The sequence below is a fragment of the Microbacterium sp. R1 genome (assembly GCF_015159725.1).
GTDB classification, from domain to species: domain Bacteria; phylum Actinomycetota; class Actinomycetes; order Actinomycetales; family Microbacteriaceae; genus Microbacterium; species Microbacterium oxydans.
This window is the reverse complement of record NZ_JADDUD010000001.1, coordinates 407,951-429,143: the sequence shown is the minus strand read 5'-3', so window position 1 is coordinate 429,143 and position 21,193 is coordinate 407,951. Positions and strand designations below refer to the sequence as shown.

The window sequence follows — 21,193 nt, the reverse complement described above, 5'->3', positions numbered from 1 at the left end:
AAGCGTCGGCTACGCCTGCCGTCGAAGGAGATCAGGAGCGAGATGACCCCCGCACACCCCCAGGATCGCACCGGCGTCGTGATCGTCGGAAGCGTCACGGCCGATGTCACCACCTTCTCCGGACGCCTCCCCGCCAGGGGCGAGACCATCCTGGGCGACGAGTTCACCCTCATGCTGGGAGGCAAAGGTGCCAACCAGGCCGTCGCCGCCGGGCGCTCGGGTGCACGGACGAGCTTCGTCGGCTGCGTGGGCGACGACCTCTTCCACGATCTCGTCGTCGACGGGCTCACGGCCGCCGGGGTCGACCTGGCGCACCTGCGCACGGTTCCCGGCCCGACCGGTGTGGCGCACATCCGCGTCGACTCCTCGGCGCAGAACGACATCGTGATGGTGCCGCTGGCCAATGCGGCCTTGAGTGCCGCACAGATCGACGAGGCACTCGCGGCTCTCGCTCCCACCACGTCGGTGCTGCTCACGCAGCTCGAGACCCCCTCCGCACTCACCGCGCACATCACCGCGCGGGGACGCGAACACGGGATGACGGTCATCCTCGATCCCGCCCCTGCCGCCGAGCTCGACGCCGAGATCTGGCGGAGCATCGACATCGTCACCCCCAACGAGACCGAGGCGACGCTGATCAGCGGCATCGAGGTCACGGACGCGGACTCGGCCGAGCGCGCCGGCCGCTGGTTCCTCGCACAGGGGGTGGGCGCCGCGGTCATCACACTCGCGGGCCAGGGGTCATGCGTCGTGACGGCGGAGGGCGCCGCCGTGATCCCGCCGTTCCCCGTCGACGCCGTGGACACGACAGCAGCGGGAGACGCCTACGCGGGCTATCTCGGTGCAGCTCTCGCCAGCGGGAGCAGCCTGGAGGACGCCGTGCGGCTGGCAACGGCGGCGGGCGCGCTCACGGTCACCAAGCAGGGCGCATCGCCGAGCCTTCCCCACCGCGCGGAGGTCGAGGCATTCCTGGCCGAGCGCACCACCACATCCGTCGCGAGCTGAACTCCGCGATCCGCGCATCCGGAGAACCGAGGAGACCCATGCGAAAGACCGCCACCACGATCAACCCCGCGCTCTCCCGCGTGATCAGCGAGACCGGGCACACCGACCTGATCGTCGTCACCGATGCGGGCCTGCCCATCCCGCCAGGCTCTGAGCGCATCGACCTGGCGTATCGACCGGGGGCTCCGGCCTTCCTCGACGTGCTCGACACCGTGCTCGCCGAGCTGGTGGTCGAGGGCGCCACCGTCTCGGCCGAGGTGGCGGAGCAGAGTCCCGAAGTGCTCGAGGCGTTGCGGGAGCGGTTCGCCGGTGAGGGCTTCGAGATCGAGCTCATCCCGCACGTCGATTTCAAGAAGCTCAGCCAGGGCGCCCGCGCGTTCGTGCGCTCCGGGGAGTTCACCCCCTACGCGAACGTGATCCTGCACGCGGGGGTGGCGTACTGATGGCCATCGTCGACGACGCGATCGATCGGCATTCCGCCGCGCCCATGTACGACCAGCTGCGCCAGCTGATCATCGACGGCATCGCCCGCGACGGCCTGCAGCCCGGCGATCCGCTCCCTGGCGAGCACCGGCTGTGCGAGCGCTACGGCATCTCCCGCACCGTGGTGCGTCAAGCGCTCGCCCAGCTCGAACACGAGGGGCTCGTCGAGCGCGTGAAGGGCAAGGGCACCTTCGTCTCCCGGCCCCGCACCAGCGAGAGCCTGGTGCACACCCTCGTGGGCCTGTACGACGACGTCGAGCGCCGTGGTGGCCACGTGCACAGCGACGTGCTGCGCCACGAGCGGACGACGGCGGATGAAGAGATCGCGCTCGCCCTGGAGGTGCCCGTCGGCTCTGCCGTCGTCGTGCTGGAGCGTCTGCGCCACGTCGACGGCGAGCCGTGGTCGCTCTCGACGACCTGGATGCCCGAAGCCGTGGGCTCGGTGACGCTCGGCGCCGACCTGACCGAGGCGTCGCTGTACCGGCTGCTCGCCGACAACGACATCGTCGCGACGCACGGCGTGCGCTCGGCGGAGGCGACCGTGGCCACGCACGAGCAGGCGCAGCATCTCGGCGTCAGCGCTGGTTCGGCCCTGCTGCGTCTGCGCAGCATCAGCCGCAGCGCCGACGGCACGCCCATCGAGTACTTCATCGCGTATCACCGCGGCGACCGGTCGCGCTTCGAGTTCCAGCTGCAGCAGGAGCAGTCGCAGGCCTCGCTGCTGCACGTGGACGGCGAGGGCGGGGCATCGCGCGCCGGAACGGTCGGCTGACCGCCCGGTAGTCTCGAGGGCATGAGCGACTGGACCAGCACCGCGATCGCCCTGCTGGAAGCCGATGCCAACCGCAGCGCCGACACGCACCTGCACCTGTTCCCGCTGCCGCCCGAATGGGGCATCGACCTGTACCTCAAGGACGAGTCGGTGCACCCGACGGGGTCCCTCAAACACCGCCTCGCGCGGTCACTCATCCTCTACGGGCTGGTGAACGGACGCATCCGCGAAGACACCACGCTCGTGGAATCGTCGAGTGGGTCGACCGCGGTCTCCGAGGCGTACTTCGCCCGGATGCTGGGCCTGAAGTTCATCACCGTCGTGCCGCGTTCGACGGTGCAGGAGAAGATCGACCTCATCGAGTTCTACGGCGGCACCTGCCACTTCGTCGACCGCGCGGAGGACATGTCGCCCGAGGCGCAGCGCCTCGCATCGGATTGCACCGGCCACTACCTCGACCAGTTCACGTTCGCGGAGCGCGCGACCGACTGGCGCGGCAACAACAACATCGCCGAGAGCGTGTTCAGCCAGCTCTCCCAGGAGCGCCACCCCATCCCCACCTGGATCGTCACGGGTGCGGGCACGGGAGGCACCAGCGCCACATTCGGCCGCTACGTGAAGTACCGGATGCACGACACCAAGGTCGCGGTCGTCGACCCGGAGGGTTCAGCCTTCTACGACGGATGGGCCGGCACGGTGGATCCGCCGGCCGGACGCCCGAGCCGCATCGAGGGCATCGGCCGCCCGCGCGTCGAGGCGTCGTTCGTGCCCACCGTGATCGACGAGATGATCCAGGTCCCCGATGCGGGGTCGATCGCCGCGATCCGCCTGCTTCGTGAACGCACCCTGCACTGGGCCGGCGGGTCGACGGGCACGAACCTCTACGGCGCGTTCCAGCTCATCGCCCGGATGCGAGCTGCGGGCGAGACCGGCAGCGTCGTGACCCTGATCTGCGACAGCGGCGTCCGCTACGCCGGCACCTACTACTCCGACGAGTGGGTCGCACGGCAGGGCTGGGACCTCGCCCCGCACCGCGCCCTGCTGGAGCGGTTCCTGGAGACCGGGGTCTGGGTGGAGTGAGGGCAGCGGGCTACGCTGGCCGCATGACTACTCTGATCCTCACCGTCGCGGGTGCAGACCGTCCTGGCCTCGTTGCCGCCGTCGCCGATGTCGTGGATGCGCACGGCGGCAACTGGGAGAACAGCTCGCTGGCCGAGCTCGCCGGCACGTTCGCGGGCGTGATCGAGGTCTCGGTCGCCGACGACAAGGAGGCCGAGCTGACGTCGGCGCTCCGCGGCCTCCAGGGTCAAGGGCTGCTCACCCTCGCCGTGCTCACCGGCAGCCCGGACGCAGCCGCCGCCGACGATCGGCTGCTCGAGATCCAGGTGCTCGGCAACGACCGACCCGGCATCGTGCGCGAGGTCTCCGGCGTGCTGAACGCTCACGCCCTGAGCATCGAGGAGCTCGCCACCGAGACGCGCGATGCCGCGATGGCGGGCGGGCGCCTGTTCGAGGCGTCGGTCACCGCGAAGGTGCCGGCCGACGTCGACCTCGACGCCCTGCGCGCCGACCTCGAGCGCATCGCCGCCGAGATCCAGGTCGACATCACCCTCGGCTGAGGTCTCCCGCCCCCTCCCCGCCGAGACCCACGGTCCGCGCCGAGACCCACGGTGAAAGCCGCCGCTGGGCGTGGGTCTGGGCGACAACGATGGGTTTCGACGCTGGGTGTCGGGGACGTCAGAGTCCGGAGTACTTGCGCACCCAGTACTCCGTGTACGCGACGTGCGCGGAGGCCGCGGCACTCGCAGCCACCGGATCCGCCGCGGCCAGGCCGCGCAGGATGGCGCGGTGCCCGGCATCGGAGTGGATCTTGAGCTCCGCGGCATCCTCGGGGTCGGAGATGCGATACGCCCGGGAGCGCGAGCGCAGCACGTCGATGAGGCTGGTCAGCGCCTCGTTGCCCGCGACCGCGGAGATCGCCATGTGGAATTCGTGATCGAGTCGTGACTGCGCCTCGAAGTCGGTGGTCGCCTCGATCTCGTCGAGCACGCGGTCCAGCGACTCCACCGTCTCGTCGTCGATGCGCGCCGCGGCCAGTGCAGCGGCGTGGGGTTCCAGCACTCGGCGCAGCTCCGTCAGTTCGAGCACGCCCGCCATCGGCAGCAGTCCGACGGTGAGCGAGAGGCTGCCGATCAGGTCGGCGGCGCGCAGCTCGCTGACGTAGCTGCCCGATCCGTGTCGCGTCTCGAGCACCCCGAGGGCGGCGAGGGTACGGATCGCCTCGCGCAGGGATCCGCGGGAGACACCGAGGGTCTCGCAGAGCTCTCCCTCGCTGGGAAGCCGGTCGCCCGGCCGCAGCGCGCCGTCCGCGATCAAGGCCCGCAGCCCGTGCAGCGCCGTGTCGAGTGCGCTCATCGTCGTCCTCCAGACACTCCGCCGTTCTTCGTGAAGTCTGTCGGAAGGCGGTGTTTCCGCAAACTCGTATGACAAGTATGTTTCATCACCGGAGTTTTGTAGCGGAATCGGCAGCCCTGTGGCAAAGTTGTGCAACAACTCGCCCGAACTCACCGATGAGGACCGATGCCCGCACCGCTGTTCCCCGCACCGCTCACGCTGACCTCCGGCATGCCAGCGCGCGACGCCTGGCCCCTCGACCCGTCCGTGATCCACCTGAACCACGGGTCCTTCGGCGCGGTCCCGTCCGTCGTCGTCGCGCAGCAGGACGCTCTGCGCCGCCGCGCGGACCTCAGCCCCGTCGAGTGGTTCCCGCGCATCGCGGAGCGCGTGCAAGAGGCCCGCGAGCGCACCGCCCCGTTCGTCGGTGCCCGCGCCGAGGACAGCGCCTTCGTGCCCAACGCCTCCGCCGCCGCGACCGTGGTCTTCAATGCCCTGCGACTCGACGCCGGCGACGAGATCCTCGTGACCGATCAGGGGTACGGCGCGATCACGATGGGCGCCGAACGCCTCGCCCGGCGCTTCGGCGCGACGGTCCGCGCCGTCGCGGTGCCGCTGCTCGCCTCCGACGACGAGATCGTGCAGCTCTTCGCCGACGAGCTCAGGCCGAGTACCCGACTGATCGTCGTCGACCAGATCACCTCGCCGACCGCCCGCCTCCTGCCCACCCGACGTATCGCCGACGCCGCAGCCGAACACGGCGTGCGCACCCTCGTCGACGGCGCTCACGCCCCCGGCCTGGTCCCCGACGCGGCCGCTGTCGCCGGCGGCGACTGGTGGTTCGGCAACATGCACAAGTGGCCGTGCGCGCCGCGGGGCTCGGCTCTTCTGGTCACGACGGCGCCCGACCGCGACGAGCTCTGGCCGCTGATCGACTCCTGGGCCGCGCGCGAGCCGTACCCCTCCCGCTTCGACACGCAGGGCACGATCGACGCCACCACGTACCTGGCCACTCCGACCGCCATCCACTTCATCGAGAGCGAGTTCGGATGGGCAGCGGCTCGCACGGCGATGGCGGAGATCGCCGACGCCGGCGCCGAACTGATCGCCGAGGCTCTGCGCCCGTACAGCGACGAGGACCCCCTCACTCCCCTCCCCTCCCCAGTGCCGTCGATGCGCCTCGTGCGCCTCCCGCTCGGCCTGGGCGCGACGAGAGAGGAGGCCGACGCGCTCCGGATGGATCTGCTCGACGAGGTCGGTGTCGAGACGGCTTTCACGAGCTTCCGCGGCGTCGGCTACTTCCGGCTGTCCGCACACCTCTACAACGAGGCATCCGACTACGAGGCCTTCGTCGAACGCTGCATCCCGCAGATCCTCCGTCGCGCCGGCATCCGCCAGGCCGACTCCCTCGTCCTTCCCTGAACGCGAACGTCCGTCCACCCGACCGCAACACCCACCCCCACCCCCATCGAGAGGCACATCGTGAAGAACAAGATCTTGACGACCGCAGCGGGATTCGGCACCGTCGCCGTCCTCGCACTCACCGGCTGCTCCGCAGGCTCCGGCCCCTCCGACGACGGCTCCGTCCAGCTGCAGATGGTCGAGAGCCTGACCAACCCCGCCCGTACGGAACTGCTGCGCGGGCTGCTCGACGACTTCGAGAAGGCCAACGCGAAGATCACCGTCACCCTCGTCTCCCCGCCCACCGAACAGGCCGACCAGAAGATCCAGCAGATGCTGCAGTCCGGCAAGGGCGTCGACGTGCTCGAGGTGCGCGACATCACCGTCGGGCCGTTCGCGAACAACGGCTGGCTGTACGACCTCGGCCCCGACCTGAAGAAGTGGGACGGCTGGGACGCGCTGACCGAGAACGCGCAGTCCGCCTCGGTCGCGGAGGACGGGAAGAGCTACTTCGTCCCCTACGGCTTCTACGGGCTGTCGCTGTTCTACCGCACCGACCTCGTGAAGGATGCCGGCTTCGACGGCCCGCCGCACAGCTGGAAGGACCTGCTGGAGCAGGCGTCGGCGATCCAGGACCCGTCGAACAACATCTACGGGTACGCCTTCCGCGGCGGCCAGAACGCGAACAGCAACGTCGTCGCGGCGATCGAGGCCTACACGATCGACGGCCTCGACACGGAGGACGCGTTCCTCATGAAGGACGGCTCGACGATCTTCGCGGCTCCCGAGGCACAGGATGCCGTCGACGACTACTTCGACCTCTTCAAGGAGGCGTCGCCGCCGTCCGCCGTGTCGTGGGGCTACCCCGAGATGGTCGCCGGGTTCACGAACGGCACAACGGCCTTCCTCCTGCAGGACCCGGAGGTCATCGCGACGGTGCAGGACTCATCGCTGACCGAGGACCAGTGGGACACCGCCCCGCTGCTCGTCGGCCCGTCCGGCAAGGCCGCGCAGCCCCTCGCCGTCGCCGGCTGGGGCGTCGCGGAGAACAGCGAGAACAAGGAGGCGGCGGTCAAGCTGGTCGAGTTCCTGTCGTCCGCCGAGCCCGCGACCGAGTTCGCGCAGGCCAACAGCCTGGTGCCCATCATCGCCTCCGCCGCAGATGACGACTTCTACTCGTCCGGCCCGTGGACCAGCTACGTCACCATGACCGAGGACCCGGAGACCTACGTCAACGTGCGCCAGCCGCGCGGGGTCAGCTGGTGGACCGAGTGGATCCAGAAGTCCGACCAGGACGTGCAGAACGTGCTGCTCGGCAACATGTCCACGAAGGATCTCCTCGCGTCGTGGGATGCGTTCTGGACCGAGAAGTACGCCGCGGAGAAGGGTTGATCCGTGGCCCGCACCGCTCATGAGGGAGGCTCCGTCGGCACTGCTTCGCAGCAGCCGGCCGGCGGGGCTTCCCCGGCATCGCGTCGCCGCCCCTTCCGGGGTCGCACGGCGCTCACGCTGCTGGCGTTCCTCGCGCCGGCGATCGTCTTCGTCTGCTGGTTCACCTACTGGCCGATGCTGCAGGGCGCACGCATGGCCTTCCACGACTGGAACCTGTGGGACCTGACGTCGACGCCGTTCGTGGGTTTCGACAACTTCGTCACCGTGTTCCGGGATCCCGCCTTCCCGACCGTCGCCTGGAACTCGGTGCTCTGGGTGGTCGGCTCGCTCGTGCCGCAGCTCGTGATCGGCTTCCTCATCGCGCTCGCGCTGCGCAAGCGTTTCCGCTTCCGCGGGCTCTACCAGGCGCTGGTCTTCTTCCCGTGGGCGGTGTCGGGCTTCCTGATCGGCATGCTGTTCCGCTGGATGTTCAACGCCGAGTTCGGCGTCGTCAACGACCTGCTCATGAAAGCGGGCCTGATCGACGCCCCGCTGCCGTGGCTGGCCGACCCGAAGCTCGCGATGTTCGCCGTGATCGTCGCGAACATCTGGTACGGCGTGACCTTCTTCGCGATCATGATCCTCGCAGCTCTGCAGTCGGTGCCGGACGAGATGCTGGAGGCGGCGAGCCTCGACGGCGCCGGCAAGGTGCGGCAGCTGTTCTCCATCATCATCCCGTACATCTCGATGACGCTGCTGCTGACGATCCTGCTGCGCGTGATCTGGATCTTCAACTTCCCCGACATCATCTACGCGATGACGAACGGCGGCCCGGCCAACCAGACCCACATCATCACGACCTGGATGATCAACTACACGCAGCAGGGCAACTACGGCATCGCGAGCGCCATCGGGCTCATCGTCGTGGCATTCCTCATGGTCTTCTGCGCGTTCTACCTGATGGCGATGCGGAGAGTGCAGCGATGACCATCACCTCATCCGTCCGGACCGGATCCTCGGTCACGGAGACCCGTCGCATCACGGTCCCCGACCCGAAGGCCGCACCGCGCCCGAAGCCCCGTGTCACGGCGGGCGGTGTGGTGCGTGTCGTCGGCCTGGGGCTGTGGCTGCTGATCACCCTGTTCCCGCTGTACTGGATCACGCTCACCGCGTTCAAGTCGCCGGGGACCATCAACCGCTTCCCGATCGAGTACTGGCCGAGCGAACCCTCGCTGGACAACTTCACGAGCCTGTTCGAGAAGAGCTCGTTCGGGACGTTCCTGGCGAACTCGGCCATCGTGGCGGTTTCAGCCGGGGCGGTGGCGACGCTCATCGCGCTGCTCAGCGCCTACGTGCTGGCGCGGTTCGAGTTCCGCGGCAAGGGGGCGGTGCTCATCGCGTTCCTGTTGACGCAGATGATCCCGGCGTTCATCGCCCTCGGACCGCTGTACTCGATGATGACCGACCTCGGCCTCGTCGACACCAAGCCGGGGCTCATCCTCGTCTACATCGCGATCTGCATCCCGTTCTCCACGGTCATGCTGCGGGGCTTCTTCGAGAACGTCCCCGACGCGCTCGAAGAAGCGGCGATGATCGACGGCTGCTCGCGCCTTGGCGCCCTGTTCCGGGTGCTCGTGCCGGTGATGACCCCCGGCATCATCGCGGCGTTCATCTTCAACTTCGTGAACTGCTGGAACGAGCTGTTCCTGTCGGTCGTGCTGATGAACACCGACGCGAACCGCACCGTGCCATCGGCGCTGAACGGCTTCATCTCCACGTTCAACATCGACTGGGGCTCCATGAGCGCCGCGGCCGTGCTGACGATCCTCCCGACGATGGTGATGTTCGCCCTCGCCAGCCGCTGGATCGTGCAGGGCCTGACCGCCGGCGCGGTGAAGGAGTAACCCAGCGCCGAGACCCACCCCCAACGCCGAGACCCACCCCCGCACACGTCAGCGGGAGTGGGTCTCGGCGTTTCCGATGGGTCTCGGGGTCTGGATCAGGAAGTCAGACGAGCCGGGACTTCGGTGAGACCGAGTAGGTGTTCTCGGCGTCGCGGTTGACCGTGTCGCCGAGAGCCTCGTCGATCGCGGTCATCGTGTCGGCGTCGAGCTTCACACCGGAGGCCTTGACGGTCTCGGCGAGCTGCTCCGGACGGGAGGCGCCGACGAGGGCCGCCGCCACGTTCGGGTTCTGCAGCACCCACGCGATCGCGAGCTGCGGCATCGACAGCCCCGCCTGCTCCGCGATCGGCTTGAGGCGCTGCACTGCGGTGAGGATGTCGTCCTGCAGGAAGCTCTTGATGAAGTCGGCGCCGCTGTGCGGGTCGGTCGCCCGAGAGCCCTCCGGAACCGGCTGACCCGGCAGGTACTTTCCGCTCAGCACACCCTGCGCCATCGGCGACCAGACGATCTGCGAGATGCCGAGCTCCTCAGACGCGGGGACGACCTTGCCCTCGATGACCCGCCACAGCATCGAGTACTGCGGCTGGTTGGAGATGAGCTGGATGCCGAGCTGCTTCGCCAGCGCGTGCCCTTCACGCAGCTGCTCCGCGGTCCACTCCGAGACGCCGATGTAGAGCGCCTTGCCCTGACGGACGACGTCGGCGAAGGCCTGGAACGTCTCCTCGAGCGGGGTCTCGTAGTCGAAGCGGTGCGCCTGGTAGAGGTCGACGTAGTCGGTGCCGAGACGCGTCAGCGAACCGTTGATCGACTCGAAGATGTGCTTGCGGCTCAGGCCGGTGTCGTTCGGACCCTTGGGCCCGGTCGGGAAGTAGACCTTGGTGAAGATCTCCAGCCCTTCGCGACGCTGACCCTCCAGGGCCTTGCCGAGCACGACCTCGGCCGCCGTGTTCGCGTAGGTGTCCGCGGTGTCGAAGGTGGTGATGCCGGCGTCCAGGGCGGCGTGCACGGTCTTGACCGCGGCGTCGTCCTCGACCTGCGATGCGTGCGTGACCCAGTTGCCGTAGGTGATCTCCGAGACCTTGAGACCACTGTTGCCGAGATAGCGATAGTTGACCATGGACCAACGCTACTGGCTGCCCGCGCCGGCGGGGCCGGATGGAGGCGGACGGCCTCAGTCGGGCGCTGCGGCACCGCTTCGGCGCGCGGAGACCACGGCCCCCACAGCGACGAGCACGACCCCCGAGAGCACACTCACGACATAGAGCGGCACAGCCCAGGGCGAGTAGTCGCCGCCGCTGATGCCGAAGGCGTCGGCGAGCCCCATGCCGGCACCGAACGAGGCCGCGAAGTAGCCGATCGCACCGAGCATCAGCAGGGCCAGGAATCCCATCACCGGGACGAGCGGGTGCGCGCCCGTGCGGACCGCGACGACCGCGAGCACCACGGCGATTGCGACGCCGATGCCGAGGACGAGAAGAGCCTGACCCGGCATCAGGCTCTCCCCGGCTTCCGACATCGCGAAACGAATCTCGTCGAGCGTTCGACCGGGGGCTGCGGCGAGCGGGTTGAGCACGAGGATCTGCACGGCGGCGAACGCGGCGTAGGCGAGAACGGCGAGCACGCCGACGATCGAGATCCACAGAGTCCGGCGCTGCATCCGTGTCATGCGGGTCATCCTAGGAACGCATCCCGAGAGTCTCCCGATACTCGCGCCACGCCCCACCGAGCCGGCGGATACCTTCGGTGAGCACATCGTCGGGCGCGGTGAACGGGATGCGGATGTGGTCGTCCGGCGAGACCGACACGGCGAACGCGGCGCTTCCGGCGATCGAGACGCTGATCACCGGAGCGCACTGGGAACGCACACCGTCCACCGTGGCGCTGATCCGCTCCATCGCCGTCGCCGTCCGCGACGACCCGGCGCTCCGAACCACCCGGATCCGCGACATCGAACCAGAGCAGGCACCACCGATGTCGGAGCGGATTCCTGAGCTCCTCTGAGCACCAGCCGACCGGCTCCCTGCCACGTGGCTCAGCTCAGCCGATCGTCGGACGAACCAGCTGCTCCTGCTCCTCGAGCGTCTGCGCCTGCGCGCGCTTCTCCGCCCGCTCCCGCTCCTGCGCCTCGGCCGCCTCCCGACGTTCCGCGCGCGTCTGCGGCTCGCCGGAACCGGACTCCGCCTGTATCTCCTGGGATTGATCCGTCACGATCTGCGCACGGTCGCGGAACCCCTCGGCCGTCACCTTGTCGAGGGCGACCTGCTTGCGGATCGCGGCGGCCTTCTCGTAGAGACTCGGGTCGCCATAGCTCGTGAGCACCTTGACCAGCACCGGCAGCAGCTCGATCATGAAGAACAGGGCCGCGATCAGGATGTGCGCCCACAGGATCGTGGGCTCCTTCTCGCTGAGTCGGTTCAGTCCACTGATCTGGCTGAGCAGGCCGACCGCTCCCGCGTTGCCCTGCGCCACGGCATCGGCGCGCGCGTTGTACGCGGCGAGCGCCTGGTCGTAGGAGTCACGAGCCGTCGGCAGCTGCGACTTCGCCTGCTCACGGTTCTGCGCCTCGGACGAGGTGGTGTTCTCCTTGGCCGCGGTGCCGGCGGCGGCGAGCTCCTCGTTCGCGGTGCGCAGCTGTGCGGCGAGCGCGTCGTAGGTCTGCTGTGCTTCGGCGAGCTGGGCCTTGGCGGCATCGGAGCTGGCACCCTGGCCGTTGACGCCGGTGCAGCCGGGAACAGTGCCGGCGCCTTCACCGGTCAGCTCGCACTGATACAGCACCCGAGCCTGATCGATCACGGCCTGCTGGGCGGTCATCTTCGCGGTGACGTCATCGACCGTGGCCTGAGCCGCCGACTCGGTGGCCGACGAGGAGTCGGTTCCTGCGACGATGCCCGTGGCCGCCTGGTTCTCGAGCTCGGCGACCTTGGCGGAGGCCGCGTCGAGCGCGATCTTCTCCGGACCGGACTCGAGAGCCTCCTGGTCGGACTGCGACTGGGTGATGTTGGTGGAGGCGACCTCGCGGGCGATGTCGTTGTGGAAGATCTGCAGCACGAGCGGCTCTGCCACGACGAAGCCGATGATCGCAGCCATGATCACACGCGGGATGGCGAGCCCGATGAGGCGCCAGACATTCCTCGTCGAGCTCATGGTCGAGGTGAGGAAGCGGTCGAGGTTGAAGATGATGAGCGCCCAGACCAGCGCCAGCGGCACGGCCAGCCAGACCGCCGCCTGCACGCCGGTGGTCAGGGCGAACAGCATCGAGATCGCGGACACCAGCGCGGTGCCTGCGAGCACGAAGAACATCTGCACGAAGCGGGGCGTCTCACCGGGGACACGGTCGAGGATCTCGCCCTCCGCACCGCCGAGGATCGCGAGGGTGCGAGCGCGCGAGCCGGGAGCGCGGGGTTCGCGCTTCTTGCGGGGCCGGCGGACACGGGGCGCACGTGCGGGCTTCACCGGGGCGGATGCGTCCGGGGCGGGCGCTGCGGTCTCTTCTGCGGTGACGGCGTCGGCGATCGGGGTCGCCTCGGACGAGGACGCGTCTCGGGCGGCGTCTTCGGGTCCGGTGGGCTCGAACTCGCGCAGGAAGTCGAGGTCATCCGTGACGGCGTCGGGTTCGCTGTCGAGGATGATCCGACCCTGCGAGTCGTAACGACCCGGTCGATGGGCGGAATAGGGCATTCGAACAATCTACGAAAGATCGCCTGTGGAAAACGTGGAAGAGTCCTTTGCGGCCTCTCAGGTTGGCTGCTGCCGTCGCGATATTCCAGCCATCTGCGGCCATTCGGGTGTCATATCGCGACCGGAGCGGCGTCAGAGCTGCCGGTCGAGCGCGACAGCGTAGGTCTCGAGTGCCGCGTCGAGGGTGAAGTGGCCGGCGGCGGCGAGGGTGCCCAGCCCGTGGATCAGCCCCCACAGCGCCACCGCATCGGTCGGACGATCGAGGCCGGCGCCGACGGCTGCCTGGGCGAGCACGGCTTCGAGTCCGTCGATCAGCGGGGCCATCGTGGCCGTGGGCGAGCCGGGGATGCAGACCGTGGGGTCGTACACCGCGTCGAACGCATGCGGATGCTCGACGGCGAAGCGGATGTATGCGCCGCCGCCGGCGGTGAGCGCGGCCTCGGGCGTCGACGCGGACTCGGTCGCCGTACGCACCTGTTCGAGGAGGTCGGCCATGCTGCGTTCGGCGATCGCCTTGAGCAGTCCGAGCCGGTCGGAGAAGTGGTGGTACGGGGCGTTGTGGCTCACGTTCGCGGCACGTGCGACTTCGCGCAGGCTGATCTCAGCCGCGGGCATGCGCTCCAGCAGCTGCATCGCGGCGTCCTCGAGCGCACGGGCGAGATCGCCGTGGTGATAGCCGTCCTTCGAACTTGACATGAGCAACATCCTCTCCTATCTTGACAGTGTCCACCAGCTTGACACTGTCCAGATAGGAATCAGCCATGCCCGCTCTCGTGATCGACGGCCACCCCGACGCCCGCTCCCTGACCGCGTCGCTCGCGCAGCGCTATGCGGCGGGGCACGGTGACGCACGCGTACTCGCCCTGCGCGACCTCGACTTCGACCCAAGCCTGCGCTTCGGCTACCGCGAGCGCATGACGCTGGAGCCCGACCTCGTCGACGCGAAGCGTGCGTTGCAGGAGGCCGACACCGTGGTCATCGCGACGCCGCTGTGGTGGGGCTCCGTCCCGGCGCTGCTCAAGGGCTTCTTCGACAGGGCCCTGCTACCTCAGCAGGAGTACCGCTACAACAAGCTCGGGCTCCCCGACGGGCTGCTGCCGGCGCGGCACGGCCGGCTGCTGCTGCTCGCGGACACGCCCTGGTTCTTCGCACCGTTCACGGGACTGCCCGCGCAGACCCACGTCGCCCGCGGAACGATGCGCTTCTGCGGGATCCGCTCGGTGCGCACCCATCGCATGCTCGGCGTCAAGGATGCGACGCCCGCGACCATCACCCGGTGGCTCGACCGCGCCGAACGACTCGGTGCCGCTGACGGACGCCGCGACGGCATCCCTCAGGACAACTCGACGCCTCAGGCCGACTCGACGCCTCAGGCCGACTCGACGCCTCAGGCCAGTGCGGCGGAAGCCGCCTCGTCCTCGGTCGTGGCGACGAGCTGACCGCACGCCCCGTCGATCTCCTTGCCGCGGGTGTCGCGGAGGGTCGTCGGGATGCCGGCGTCGTTGAGCCTGCGCACGAACTCGTCCGTCACGTCCTTGTCCGACGACGTCCAGATGGAGCCGGGGGTCGGGTTGAGCGGGATCGGGTTCACGTGCACCCACCCGCGTCCGCGCTGGTTGAGCTTGTCCGCCAGCAGGTCGGCGCGCCAGGCGTGGTCGTTCATGTCCTTGATCAGCGCGTACTCGATCGAGACGCGACGACCCGTCTTGGCGTAGTAGTCGTAGGCCGCGTCGAGGGCCTCGTCGACCTTCCACCGCGAGTTCACCGGGATGAGCTCGTCGCGCAGATGGTCGTCCGGGGCGTGCAGCGAGAGGGCGAAAGTGACAGGAATGCCCTCATCGGCGAGCTTCTTGATCGCGGGTACCAGGCCGACGGTCGAGACCGTGATGCCGCGAGCGCTCATGCCGAGGCCGTCGGGCTGCGGGGCGACCATCGTGCGCACGGCGTCCATCACGCGCTTGTAGTTGGCGAGCGGCTCACCCATGCCCATGAAGACGATGTTCGAGACACGCTCCATGCTGTGGTCGTCGGCCTTCTTGCCGCCCAGGCCACCCTCGGCGATCAGCCGGTTGGCCCGCACGATCTGCTCGATGATCTCGGCGGTCGACATGTTGCGGGTCAGTCCCGCCTGCCCGGTCGCGCAGAACGGGCAGTTCATGCCGCAGCCGGCCTGGCTCGACACGCACAGCGTGATGCGGCCGGGGTAGCGCATGAGAACCGATTCGACCAGGGCCCCGTCGTGCAGGCGCCACAGGAACTTGATCGTGTCACCGCGGTCGGTCTCGAGGCGTCGCACCTCGGTGAGCAGCGGCGGCAGCATCCCGGCCACGAGCTGCTCCCTGGTGTCCGCGGGGAGGTCGGTCATCTGCTCGGGGTTCGACGTGTAGTGCCGGAAGTAGTGAGTCGCGAGCTGCTTCGCACGGAAGCCGGGCAGGCCGAGCTCCTTCACCCTGTCGATGCGCTCGGCCGGGGTGAGGTCGGCGAGGTGCACGGGGGGCTTCCCGCGCTTGGGGCTCGCGAACTGCAGGAGCGGGCGCCCTTCGGCATCCTTCTGCTGCGTCCAGCCCTCGGTCGCAGGGCGCACCTGCGGCTTCTTGGTCTCGCGGACGGCCCCCGAACGCGACGACGCGGGTGCTGCGGGGCGCGTCTCGCGCGTGCGGGGAGTCTCGGTCATACCTTCCAGGGTACGCGGTGGCGGATGGGAAGACCCCGGGCGCGAGCGGCTGCCTCCCTAGACTGAGGCCATGGATGCCGTGCTGTGGATCATCGCGATCGTCGTCGGCCTGATCGTGGTCGTCGCGGTCCTCGCCGTGGCCGTCCGAGGGATGCGCCCGAAACTCCCGGATCCTCCGGCGTTCTCCACCGCCCCGCACACCGCCCCTTCCGCCTCCGCCGCTGCGGCTCCAGGGCTGACCCCGGAGGTCGTCGCCGAGGTCGACCGCCTCGTGGTGGCGGGTCAGAAGATCCACGCCATCAAGCTCTACCGCGATCACTCCGGCGTCTCGCTCAAAGACGCGAAGGACCGTATCGAGCACTGGTCGGTCAGCACGACGGCTCCGCACCCCGCAGCCGTCTCTCACACGACCGCGCCGCATTCGTCGATCACCGCGACTCCTTCGTCGGTCCGCGCCTCGCTGCCGCCGTCGGTGGCCTCCACGATCGACGCACAGGTCGCGGGCGGCTCGGCCATCGCGGCGATCAAGACCCTCCGCGAGCACACGGGGCTCGGACTCAAGGAGTCCAAGAACGTGATCGACGCCTGGCCGCACACCCACACGTCCTGATCGAGTTGTCATTACAGGCTGCGCCCAGGAGAATGGACGAGCCCGCCCGATGAAGGAGCCCCATGCCCGACCGTCTCGACCGCGCCCGCACGACCGGCATCCTCGCCGTCCTCCGCGCCCCCTCCCCTGAACTGGCCCTCGAGGCCTCGGAGGCGATCATCCGCGGCGGGGTCACGGGCATCGAGGTGACCTTCTCCACTCCCGACGCCCCCGCCGTCATCCGCGAGCTCATCACCCGCCACGGCGACGCCGCCTATGTCGGGGCCGGCACCGTCACCACGGCCGCGCAGGCCGAGCAGGCTGCAGACGCGGGAGCCGAGTTCCTCGTGAGCCCCGGCACCCTGCCGCACCTCACGCGCAGCATGCTCGACACGGGCCGGGTCGTGATGACCGGCGCCATGACCCCGACCGAGGTCATGGGCGCACTCGAGCTCGGCGTCGACGTCGTGAAGATCTTCCCCGCATCGCTCGGTGGCCCGTCGTACCTCGGCGCCCTCCGCGGACCGTTCCCCGACGCCACGCTGATGCCCACCGGTGGCGTGAACCCCGACAACCTCGCCGCCTGGTTCGCCGCCGGAGCGGTCGCGGTCGGTGCGGGCGGAGACCTCGCGAACGGCGCGTCGATCAAGAACGCCGACTGGACCGACATCGAGCAGCGCGCCGCACGATTCGCCGCGGCCCTCACCGCCACGCGCGAGTGACACCACGCGATCGAGCACCGCACACTCCCCATCGTTTGGTATACCGGATGCATGGGTGCGCGACGGATGCTGTCGATCGGCGCCGTCGCGATCGCGCTCTTGACCGCGACCGGCTGCACGTCGGCCATGCCTCCGTCGGCACCTGATCCGCGCTCATCGACCCAGGAGCCCGCCATGACCGACGCCACTCGCGATCTGCTCGCCGCCGCAGCGTCCGGAGACGCCTCCGCCGTCCGGAAGGCGATCGACGACGGGGCGGACCTCGAGGCACGGGGACCTGGGGGCATGACCGCACTGATCGCCGAGACGAAGGCCGATCACGTCGACGCGGCGCGCGTTCTGATCGACGCGGGTGCGGACGTCAACGCCAAGGACGACATCCAGGACTCCGCCTACCTGTACGCCGGTGCGCGGGGACACGACGAGATCCTCCTGCTGACGCTCGACAACGGCGCCGACCTCGCAAGCACGAACCGCTTCGGCGGAACGGCACTGATCCCCGCCGCCGAACGCGGACTCCTCTCGACCATCGCCATCCTGCTGGAGGCCGGTGTCGACCCGAACCACATCAACGACCTGAACTGGACGGCGCTGCACGAGGCGATCGTTCTCGGCGACGGTTCCTCCACCTACGTCGACGTCGTGCGCGCGCTCATGGACGGCGGAGCGGACACGAGCATCCCCGACGGGGACGGCGTGCTCCCGGTCGATCTCGCCACAGCACGGGGCTACGACGCGATCGTCGCCGAGCTCGAACGGTGATCGCCCTCGACCCGTGGGCCTGGGCAGCGCTCGCGGTGGCCGCGGTGACGATCGGCATCTCGAAGACGGCACTGCCCGGCGGGAGCATCCTGGCCATCGCCCTGTTCGCCGCCGTGCTGCCGGCACGCACCTCGACGGCGGCGACCCTCCTGCTCCTGATGGTCGGCGACCTGTTCGCCCTCACCGCCTACCGTCGCCACGCGCACTGGCCGACGCTGCTGCGGCTCGCTCCCGCGGTGATCGCCGGGCTGCTGGTCGGCTTCGCGTTCCTCGCCCTCGCCGGCGACGGGGTGGTCCGTCGGGCGATCGGCGTGATCCTGCTGCTGATGATCGCCGTGACCCTGTGGCGTCGGTGGCGGCAGAGCAGAGCGGACGCTGTGGCTCCCCCGTCCAGCGGCATCATCCTCGCGGGCGCCTACGGAACCCTCGGCGGCTTCACCACCATGGTCGCCAACGCCGGAGGCCCGGTCATGTCGATGTACTTCCTGGCCACCCGCACCCCCGTGCAGGTGTTCCTCGGCACGTCCGCCTGGTTCTTCGCCATCATCAACGTGATCAAGGTCCCCTTCCTCGCGGGCCTCGGGCTGTTCGAGACACCCGTGTTGCTGATGGATGCCGTGCTCGCCCCGCTCGTCGTCGTCGGCGCGCTCCTCGGACTGCGAGTCGCCCGCCGCATGAATCAGCGCGTGTTCGACCGCATCGTGATCGCCCTCACCATCCTCGGCGCGGTCTACCTGCTGTTCTGACCACACCCACACCACGCGCCCTCACCCCCCTCCCGCCAAAACGGAGACGAACCAAAACGGAGACGAACCAGGTTCAGTGCGGCGTGGCGTCGCCCGACACGCGGCCCTGACGTCGGATGGTCTCTGTTTCGGCCTCCGACTTCGGCCTCCGACTTCGGCCTCCGACTTCGGCCTCCGACTTCGGGCAGCTGGGGCAGCAGGGAAGCTCAGTCGAGGAAGATGTCCGGGAACAGGGCGGTGTCGGGGGTGCCGGGGATCGCCGCATAGCGGGAGAAGTCGGTCACACCGTCGGCTTCGAGCACGTCCTCCACGATGAGGGTCTGCCCCGTGTACGACGCGGCGGGCTTGAGCAGCACGGCATAGGCGGCGTCCGCGTAGATGTCGGGCGTGCGGCTCGCGGCCATGACCTTGTCGCCGCCGAGCAGGTTCTGCACCGCCGCAGTGGCGATCGTGGTGCGCGGCCAGAGCGTGTTGGCGGCGATCCCGTCGCGGGCGAACTCGGCGGCGAGGCCGAGCGTCGCCATGGTCATGCCGAACTTCGCGAGGGTGTAGCCGGTGTGCGCGCCCAGCCACTTCGGTGACGGATTGAGGGGCGGCGACAGCGAGAGGATGTGCGGGTTCTCGGCATCCTTCAGGATCGGCACCGCCGCGCGGGAGAGCATGAACGTCCCGCGCACGTTGACGTCCTGCATCAGGTCGTACTTCTTGGCGCTCAGGTCGAGCGAGCGGGAGAGATCGATGACGCTGGCGTTGTTGATCACGATGTCGATGCCGCCGAACTCGCCCTGCGTCTTCAGGACCGCTTCGGTGATGTCGTCGTCGTCGCGCACATCGCCGACGATCGGGAGAGCCTGGCCGCCCGCCGCACGGATCTGCTCGGCGGCGGTGTGGATCGTGCCCTCGAGCTTCGGATGCGGGGTGTCGGTCTTCGCGAGCATGGCGATGTTCGCACCGTCGGCGGCGGCTCGCAGCGCGATCGCGAGGCCGATGCCGCGGCTGCCGCCCGACATCAGGATGGTCTTGCCTGCAAGGGACATGTGTTCTCCTGGGTTCTCGATCGCGAAGGGGAGGGACAGCCGCGGGGTCAGCGCGGCGCCATGCGGATGGCGCCGTCGAGGCGGATGGTCTCGCCGTTGAGGTAGCCGTTCTCGACGATCTGCTGCACGAGGGCGGCGTACTCGTCGGGGCGGCCGAGACGGGACGGGAAGGGCACCTGCTGACCCAGGGAGTCCTGGGCCGCCTGCGGGAGGCCCATCAGCATCGGCGTCTCCATGATGCCGGGGGCGATCGTGCAGACCCGGATGCCGTAGCGGGCGAGCTCGCGCGCCACCGGAAGGGTCATCGCGTGCACGCCGCCCTTGGACGCGGAGTACGCGGGCTGGCCGATCTGCCCGTCGAACGCGGCGACGCTCGCGGTGTTCACGATGACACCGCGTTCCTCGTCGTGCAGCTCGTTCTTCGCGATGACGGCGGAGGCCTGGGAGATGACGTTGAACGTGCCGACGAGGTTGATCCGGATCACGCGCTCGAAGTCGGCGAGCACGGCCGGGTTGCCCTCACGGTCGAGCACCTTGGCGGGTGGGGCGATCCCGGCGCAGTTCACGACGACGCGCAGCGGTGCCGCCGACTGCGCGGCCGCGACGGCCGCCTGCACCTCCTCGGCGTTCGTGACGTCTGCCGCGACGAAGAGACCGCCGAGCTCGTCCGCGACCTCGGCGCCCTTCGATGAGGCGAGGTCGATGATCGTGACGTGCGCGCCCGCTGCGACCAGTCGTCGCGCCGTGGCGAGTCCCAGCCCGGAGGCTCCGCCGGTGATGAGTGCACCCTGTCCACTGATCTGCATCTGATGTTCTCCTTCGAACGCCGTCGTGCGACATGCCGTGATGGAACGCAGTATCAGCCTACGTGGTTCCTGGTATCACCACGACTCTGAGCAACTGCGTCGCGACCGAGCCTAGTTCCCGTCTCCCGCTCGAAGGAACGCGATAGGTCGTGGGAGTAGGATCCGGAGAATGCGCCGCCCGCCCGGGATCCACCGATCCACGGCGACTGTCGACCAGCCGGTGATGATGCGCCTCATTACCACCGTGAGCCTGGCGCTCCTGCTCCTCTTCGCCTTCGCGGTGACCGCACACGGCGATGCCGGGGAGAACGGCGCGGCCCCCTCGCTCGCCGCCGCGACCATCGATGCGTTCGACGACACCGCCGCTATCGACGACACCGCCGCGTTCGACGACACCGCCGCGTTCGACGACACCGCCGCGATCGGCGCCGACGCCGAAACGGACGAGGCCCAGGTCCAGGCCGCATTCCCGGTCGCCGTCACGAGCACCCTCGTCGGTGCCGCACTCTGCATTCTCGGGGTGCTGTGCGGCCTCGCCGCGATGCTCCTGCTTTCTCGCGTCCTCGGGCGCCCCGGACAGTTCTCGACCCTCCGGGAGACACCGCGCGCGCTGCGCTCAGATCCGGCTTCTCCCCTGCACCCCTGCGGGACCGCGGTCTCCCTGATCCGGCTGGGTCTCTCCCGAACCTGATCGTCGAAGGGCCGTCACCAGAACGGCGTCTTCCGCCGGTGTCGCGCGGCTCCAAGGCTTCCTGCCTCGAGGGGCCACGCCCCGACATCCGGATCGCGCCCGCTCCCACGCCCGCTCCCGCTCCGAATCCCGCGACCCCCTCGTGACGACATCCGAGG

24 protein-coding genes are annotated in these 21,193 nt (G+C 69.1%); 16 read left to right on the top strand and 8 right to left on the bottom strand.

Features of this window, described 5'->3' with window-relative positions:
• The first annotated feature begins 42 nt into the window (after nt 1-42).
• From ILP86_RS02050 to ILP86_RS02030, 5 genes are read left to right on the top strand one after another with little or no spacing between them, the layout of a single operon-like run.
• Nucleotides 43-1,005 carry a ribokinase gene (locus tag ILP86_RS02050; protein ID WP_058633091.1) on the top strand — a complete coding sequence of 321 codons (963 nt, stop codon included), beginning with the start codon at nt 43-45 and terminating at the stop codon, nt 1,003-1,005.
• 38 nt (nt 1,006-1,043) lie between these two features.
• The gene (gene rbsD, locus ILP86_RS02045; protein ID WP_113681631.1) at nt 1,044-1,448 is read left to right on the top strand and encodes a D-ribose pyranase; all 405 of its coding nucleotides are present in this window, start codon (nt 1,044-1,046) and stop codon (nt 1,446-1,448) included.
• Nucleotides 1,448-2,260 carry a GntR family transcriptional regulator gene (locus ILP86_RS02040; RefSeq protein ID WP_046747520.1) on the top strand — a complete coding sequence of 271 codons (813 nt, stop codon included), beginning with the start codon at nt 1,448-1,450 and terminating at the stop codon, nt 2,258-2,260. Before rbsD ends, ILP86_RS02040 begins: the two co-directional genes overlap by 1 nt.
• A 21-nt stretch (nt 2,261-2,281) precedes the next feature.
• Entirely contained in the window at nt 2,282-3,340 is a 1,059-nt protein-coding gene (locus ILP86_RS02035) for a PLP-dependent cysteine synthase family protein (protein WP_058633088.1), read from the top strand.
• Between the two features lie 23 nt (nt 3,341-3,363).
• The gene (locus ILP86_RS02030; RefSeq protein WP_046747674.1) at nt 3,364-3,879 is read left to right on the top strand and encodes a glycine cleavage system protein R; all 516 of its coding nucleotides are present in this window, start codon (nt 3,364-3,366) and stop codon (nt 3,877-3,879) included.
• Nucleotides 3,880-3,997: 118 nt separating this feature from the next.
• Here ILP86_RS02030 and ILP86_RS02025 read toward each other — a convergent pair whose 3' ends face one another.
• The gene (locus tag ILP86_RS02025; protein WP_046747518.1) at nt 3,998-4,675 is read right to left on the bottom strand and encodes a FadR/GntR family transcriptional regulator; all 678 of its coding nucleotides are present in this window, start codon (nt 4,673-4,675) and stop codon (nt 3,998-4,000) included.
• Between the two features lie 165 nt (nt 4,676-4,840).
• Here ILP86_RS02025 and ILP86_RS02020 point away from each other — a divergent pair, with 165 nt between their 5' ends.
• The 4 genes from ILP86_RS02020 to ILP86_RS02005 are packed head-to-tail and all read left to right on the top strand — an operon-like array spanning nt 4,841 to nt 9,330.
• Nucleotides 4,841-6,076: an aminotransferase class V-fold PLP-dependent enzyme gene (locus tag ILP86_RS02020; RefSeq protein ID WP_193761261.1), complete on the top strand. Its 1,236-nt coding sequence runs from the start codon at nt 4,841-4,843 to the stop codon at nt 6,074-6,076.
• Between the two features lie 60 nt (nt 6,077-6,136).
• Nucleotides 6,137-7,447: a sugar ABC transporter substrate-binding protein gene (locus ILP86_RS02015; protein WP_193761260.1), complete on the top strand. Its 1,311-nt coding sequence runs from the start codon at nt 6,137-6,139 to the stop codon at nt 7,445-7,447.
• A 3-nt stretch (nt 7,448-7,450) separates the two neighbouring features.
• The gene (locus ILP86_RS02010; RefSeq protein ID WP_193761259.1) at nt 7,451-8,413 is read left to right on the top strand and encodes a carbohydrate ABC transporter permease; all 963 of its coding nucleotides are present in this window, start codon (nt 7,451-7,453) and stop codon (nt 8,411-8,413) included.
• Complete coding sequence (locus tag ILP86_RS02005) at nt 8,410-9,330, top strand: carbohydrate ABC transporter permease (protein WP_197077676.1); 921 nt, start codon at nt 8,410-8,412, stop codon at nt 9,328-9,330. Before ILP86_RS02010 ends, ILP86_RS02005 begins: the two co-directional genes overlap by 4 nt.
• A 103-nt stretch (nt 9,331-9,433) precedes the next feature.
• On the opposite strand, the gene ILP86_RS02000 is transcribed toward ILP86_RS02005, so the two are convergent.
• Both ILP86_RS02000 and ILP86_RS01995 read right to left on the bottom strand, forming a co-directional pair.
• Complete coding sequence (locus ILP86_RS02000; protein WP_046747514.1) at nt 9,434-10,447, bottom strand: aldo/keto reductase family protein; 1,014 nt, start codon at nt 10,445-10,447, stop codon at nt 9,434-9,436.
• Nucleotides 10,448-10,501: 54 nt separating this feature from the next.
• The gene (locus ILP86_RS01995; protein ID WP_227750894.1) at nt 10,502-10,996 is read right to left on the bottom strand and encodes a hypothetical protein; all 495 of its coding nucleotides are present in this window, start codon (nt 10,994-10,996) and stop codon (nt 10,502-10,504) included.
• Between the two features lie 77 nt (nt 10,997-11,073).
• Between ILP86_RS01995 and ILP86_RS01990 the strand changes: the two genes are divergently transcribed.
• Nucleotides 11,074-11,331, top strand: coding sequence for a hypothetical protein (locus tag ILP86_RS01990; protein ID WP_193761258.1), 258 nt, complete (start codon nt 11,074-11,076; stop codon nt 11,329-11,331).
• A gap of 36 nt (nt 11,332-11,367) precedes the next feature.
• On the opposite strand, the gene ILP86_RS01985 is transcribed toward ILP86_RS01990, so the two are convergent.
• Nucleotides 11,368-13,008, bottom strand: a complete 1,641-nt coding sequence (locus ILP86_RS01985) for a DUF4407 domain-containing protein (protein WP_061015089.1) — start codon at nt 13,006-13,008, stop codon at nt 11,368-11,370.
• Between the two features lie 132 nt (nt 13,009-13,140).
• On the bottom strand, nt 13,141-13,704 hold the full coding sequence (locus tag ILP86_RS01980; protein WP_193761257.1) for a TetR/AcrR family transcriptional regulator: 564 nt from the start codon (nt 13,702-13,704) through the stop codon (nt 13,141-13,143).
• Nucleotides 13,705-13,769: 65 nt separating this feature from the next.
• Here ILP86_RS01980 and ILP86_RS01975 point away from each other — a divergent pair, with 65 nt between their 5' ends.
• Nucleotides 13,770-14,447: an NAD(P)H-dependent oxidoreductase gene (locus ILP86_RS01975; protein WP_193761256.1), complete on the top strand. Its 678-nt coding sequence runs from the start codon at nt 13,770-13,772 to the stop codon at nt 14,445-14,447.
• Here ILP86_RS01975 and rlmN read toward each other — a convergent pair.
• A complete protein-coding gene (gene rlmN / locus ILP86_RS01970) occupies nt 14,396-15,682 on the bottom strand; it encodes a 23S rRNA (adenine(2503)-C(2))-methyltransferase RlmN (protein WP_193761255.1) in 1,287 nt (428 codons plus the stop codon). The genes ILP86_RS01975 and rlmN overlap by 52 nt on opposite strands.
• A 70-nt stretch (nt 15,683-15,752) precedes the next feature.
• Between rlmN and ILP86_RS01965 the strand changes: the two genes are divergently transcribed.
• The 4 genes from ILP86_RS01965 to ILP86_RS01950 all read left to right on the top strand — a co-directional run bounded on the left by ILP86_RS01965 (nt 15,753) and on the right by ILP86_RS01950 (nt 18,501).
• The gene (locus ILP86_RS01965) at nt 15,753-16,292 is read left to right on the top strand and encodes a ribosomal protein L7/L12 (protein ID WP_193761254.1); all 540 of its coding nucleotides are present in this window, start codon (nt 15,753-15,755) and stop codon (nt 16,290-16,292) included.
• Between the two features lie 62 nt (nt 16,293-16,354).
• A complete protein-coding gene (locus ILP86_RS01960; RefSeq protein ID WP_141368413.1) occupies nt 16,355-16,993 on the top strand; it encodes a bifunctional 4-hydroxy-2-oxoglutarate aldolase/2-dehydro-3-deoxy-phosphogluconate aldolase in 639 nt (212 codons plus the stop codon).
• A gap of 174 nt (nt 16,994-17,167) precedes the next feature.
• Nucleotides 17,168-17,755 (top strand): ankyrin repeat domain-containing protein, encoded by a 588-nt coding sequence (locus tag ILP86_RS01955; protein ID WP_227750893.1) that lies wholly within the window; start codon nt 17,168-17,170, stop codon nt 17,753-17,755.
• On the top strand, nt 17,752-18,501 hold the full coding sequence (locus ILP86_RS01950; protein ID WP_113680157.1) for a sulfite exporter TauE/SafE family protein: 750 nt from the start codon (nt 17,752-17,754) through the stop codon (nt 18,499-18,501). Before ILP86_RS01955 ends, ILP86_RS01950 begins: the two co-directional genes overlap by 4 nt.
• A 206-nt stretch (nt 18,502-18,707) precedes the next feature.
• Here the strand turns inward: ILP86_RS01950 and ILP86_RS01945 are convergent, their stop codons facing one another.
• Both ILP86_RS01945 and ILP86_RS01940 read right to left on the bottom strand, forming a co-directional pair.
• Nucleotides 18,708-19,538 (bottom strand): NAD(P)-dependent oxidoreductase, encoded by an 831-nt coding sequence (locus tag ILP86_RS01945; protein WP_058631678.1) that lies wholly within the window; start codon nt 19,536-19,538, stop codon nt 18,708-18,710.
• 47 nt (nt 19,539-19,585) lie between these two features.
• On the bottom strand, nt 19,586-20,344 hold the full coding sequence (locus ILP86_RS01940; protein ID WP_046747505.1) for an SDR family NAD(P)-dependent oxidoreductase: 759 nt from the start codon (nt 20,342-20,344) through the stop codon (nt 19,586-19,588).
• 169 nt (nt 20,345-20,513) lie between these two features.
• On the opposite strand from ILP86_RS01940, the gene ILP86_RS01935 reads away from it, so the two are divergent.
• On the top strand, nt 20,514-21,035 hold the full coding sequence (locus tag ILP86_RS01935) for a hypothetical protein (RefSeq protein WP_193761252.1): 522 nt from the start codon (nt 20,514-20,516) through the stop codon (nt 21,033-21,035).
• Nucleotides 21,036-21,193: the final 158 nt, after the last annotated feature.

What these genes read in the sequence shown, in the direction of transcription:
- rbsD (WP_113681631.1), top strand. Translation starts at nt 1,044, where the DNA reads ATGCGAAAGACCGCCACCACGATCAACCCCGCGCTCTCCCGCGTGATC.
- ILP86_RS01965 (WP_193761254.1), top strand. Translation starts at nt 15,753, where the DNA reads ATGGATGCCGTGCTGTGGATCATCGCGATCGTCGTCGGCCTGATCGTG.
- ILP86_RS02020 (WP_193761261.1), top strand. Translation starts at nt 4,841, where the DNA reads ATGCCCGCACCGCTGTTCCCCGCACCGCTCACGCTGACCTCCGGCATG.
- ILP86_RS01940 (WP_046747505.1), bottom strand. Translation starts at nt 20,344, where the DNA reads ATGCAGATCAGTGGACAGGGTGCACTCATCACCGGCGGAGCCTCCGGG.
- ILP86_RS02035 (WP_058633088.1), top strand. Translation starts at nt 2,282, where the DNA reads ATGAGCGACTGGACCAGCACCGCGATCGCCCTGCTGGAAGCCGATGCC.
- ILP86_RS02030 (WP_046747674.1), top strand. Translation starts at nt 3,364, where the DNA reads ATGACTACTCTGATCCTCACCGTCGCGGGTGCAGACCGTCCTGGCCTC.
- rlmN (WP_193761255.1), bottom strand. Translation starts at nt 15,682, where the DNA reads ATGACCGAGACTCCCCGCACGCGCGAGACGCGCCCCGCAGCACCCGCG.
- ILP86_RS01985 (WP_061015089.1), bottom strand. Translation starts at nt 13,008, where the DNA reads ATGCCCTATTCCGCCCATCGACCGGGTCGTTACGACTCGCAGGGTCGG.
- ILP86_RS01975 (WP_193761256.1), top strand. Translation starts at nt 13,770, where the DNA reads ATGCCCGCTCTCGTGATCGACGGCCACCCCGACGCCCGCTCCCTGACC.
- ILP86_RS02000 (WP_046747514.1), bottom strand. Translation starts at nt 10,447, where the DNA reads ATGGTCAACTATCGCTATCTCGGCAACAGTGGTCTCAAGGTCTCGGAG.
- ILP86_RS01945 (WP_058631678.1), bottom strand. Translation starts at nt 19,538, where the DNA reads ATGTCCCTTGCAGGCAAGACCATCCTGATGTCGGGCGGCAGCCGCGGC.
- ILP86_RS02025 (WP_046747518.1), bottom strand. Translation starts at nt 4,675, where the DNA reads ATGAGCGCACTCGACACGGCGCTGCACGGGCTGCGGGCCTTGATCGCG.
- ILP86_RS02050 (WP_058633091.1), top strand. Translation starts at nt 43, where the DNA reads ATGACCCCCGCACACCCCCAGGATCGCACCGGCGTCGTGATCGTCGGA.
- ILP86_RS01955 (WP_227750893.1), top strand. Translation starts at nt 17,168, where the DNA reads ATGACCGACGCCACTCGCGATCTGCTCGCCGCCGCAGCGTCCGGAGAC.
- ILP86_RS01995 (WP_227750894.1), bottom strand. Translation starts at nt 10,996, where the DNA reads ATGACACGGATGCAGCGCCGGACTCTGTGGATCTCGATCGTCGGCGTG.
- ILP86_RS01935 (WP_193761252.1), top strand. Translation starts at nt 20,514, where the DNA reads ATGCGCCGCCCGCCCGGGATCCACCGATCCACGGCGACTGTCGACCAG.
- ILP86_RS02005 (WP_197077676.1), top strand. Translation starts at nt 8,410, where the DNA reads ATGACCATCACCTCATCCGTCCGGACCGGATCCTCGGTCACGGAGACC.
- ILP86_RS01980 (WP_193761257.1), bottom strand. Translation starts at nt 13,704, where the DNA reads ATGTCAAGTTCGAAGGACGGCTATCACCACGGCGATCTCGCCCGTGCG.
- ILP86_RS02040 (WP_046747520.1), top strand. Translation starts at nt 1,448, where the DNA reads ATGGCCATCGTCGACGACGCGATCGATCGGCATTCCGCCGCGCCCATG.
- ILP86_RS01960 (WP_141368413.1), top strand. Translation starts at nt 16,355, where the DNA reads ATGCCCGACCGTCTCGACCGCGCCCGCACGACCGGCATCCTCGCCGTC.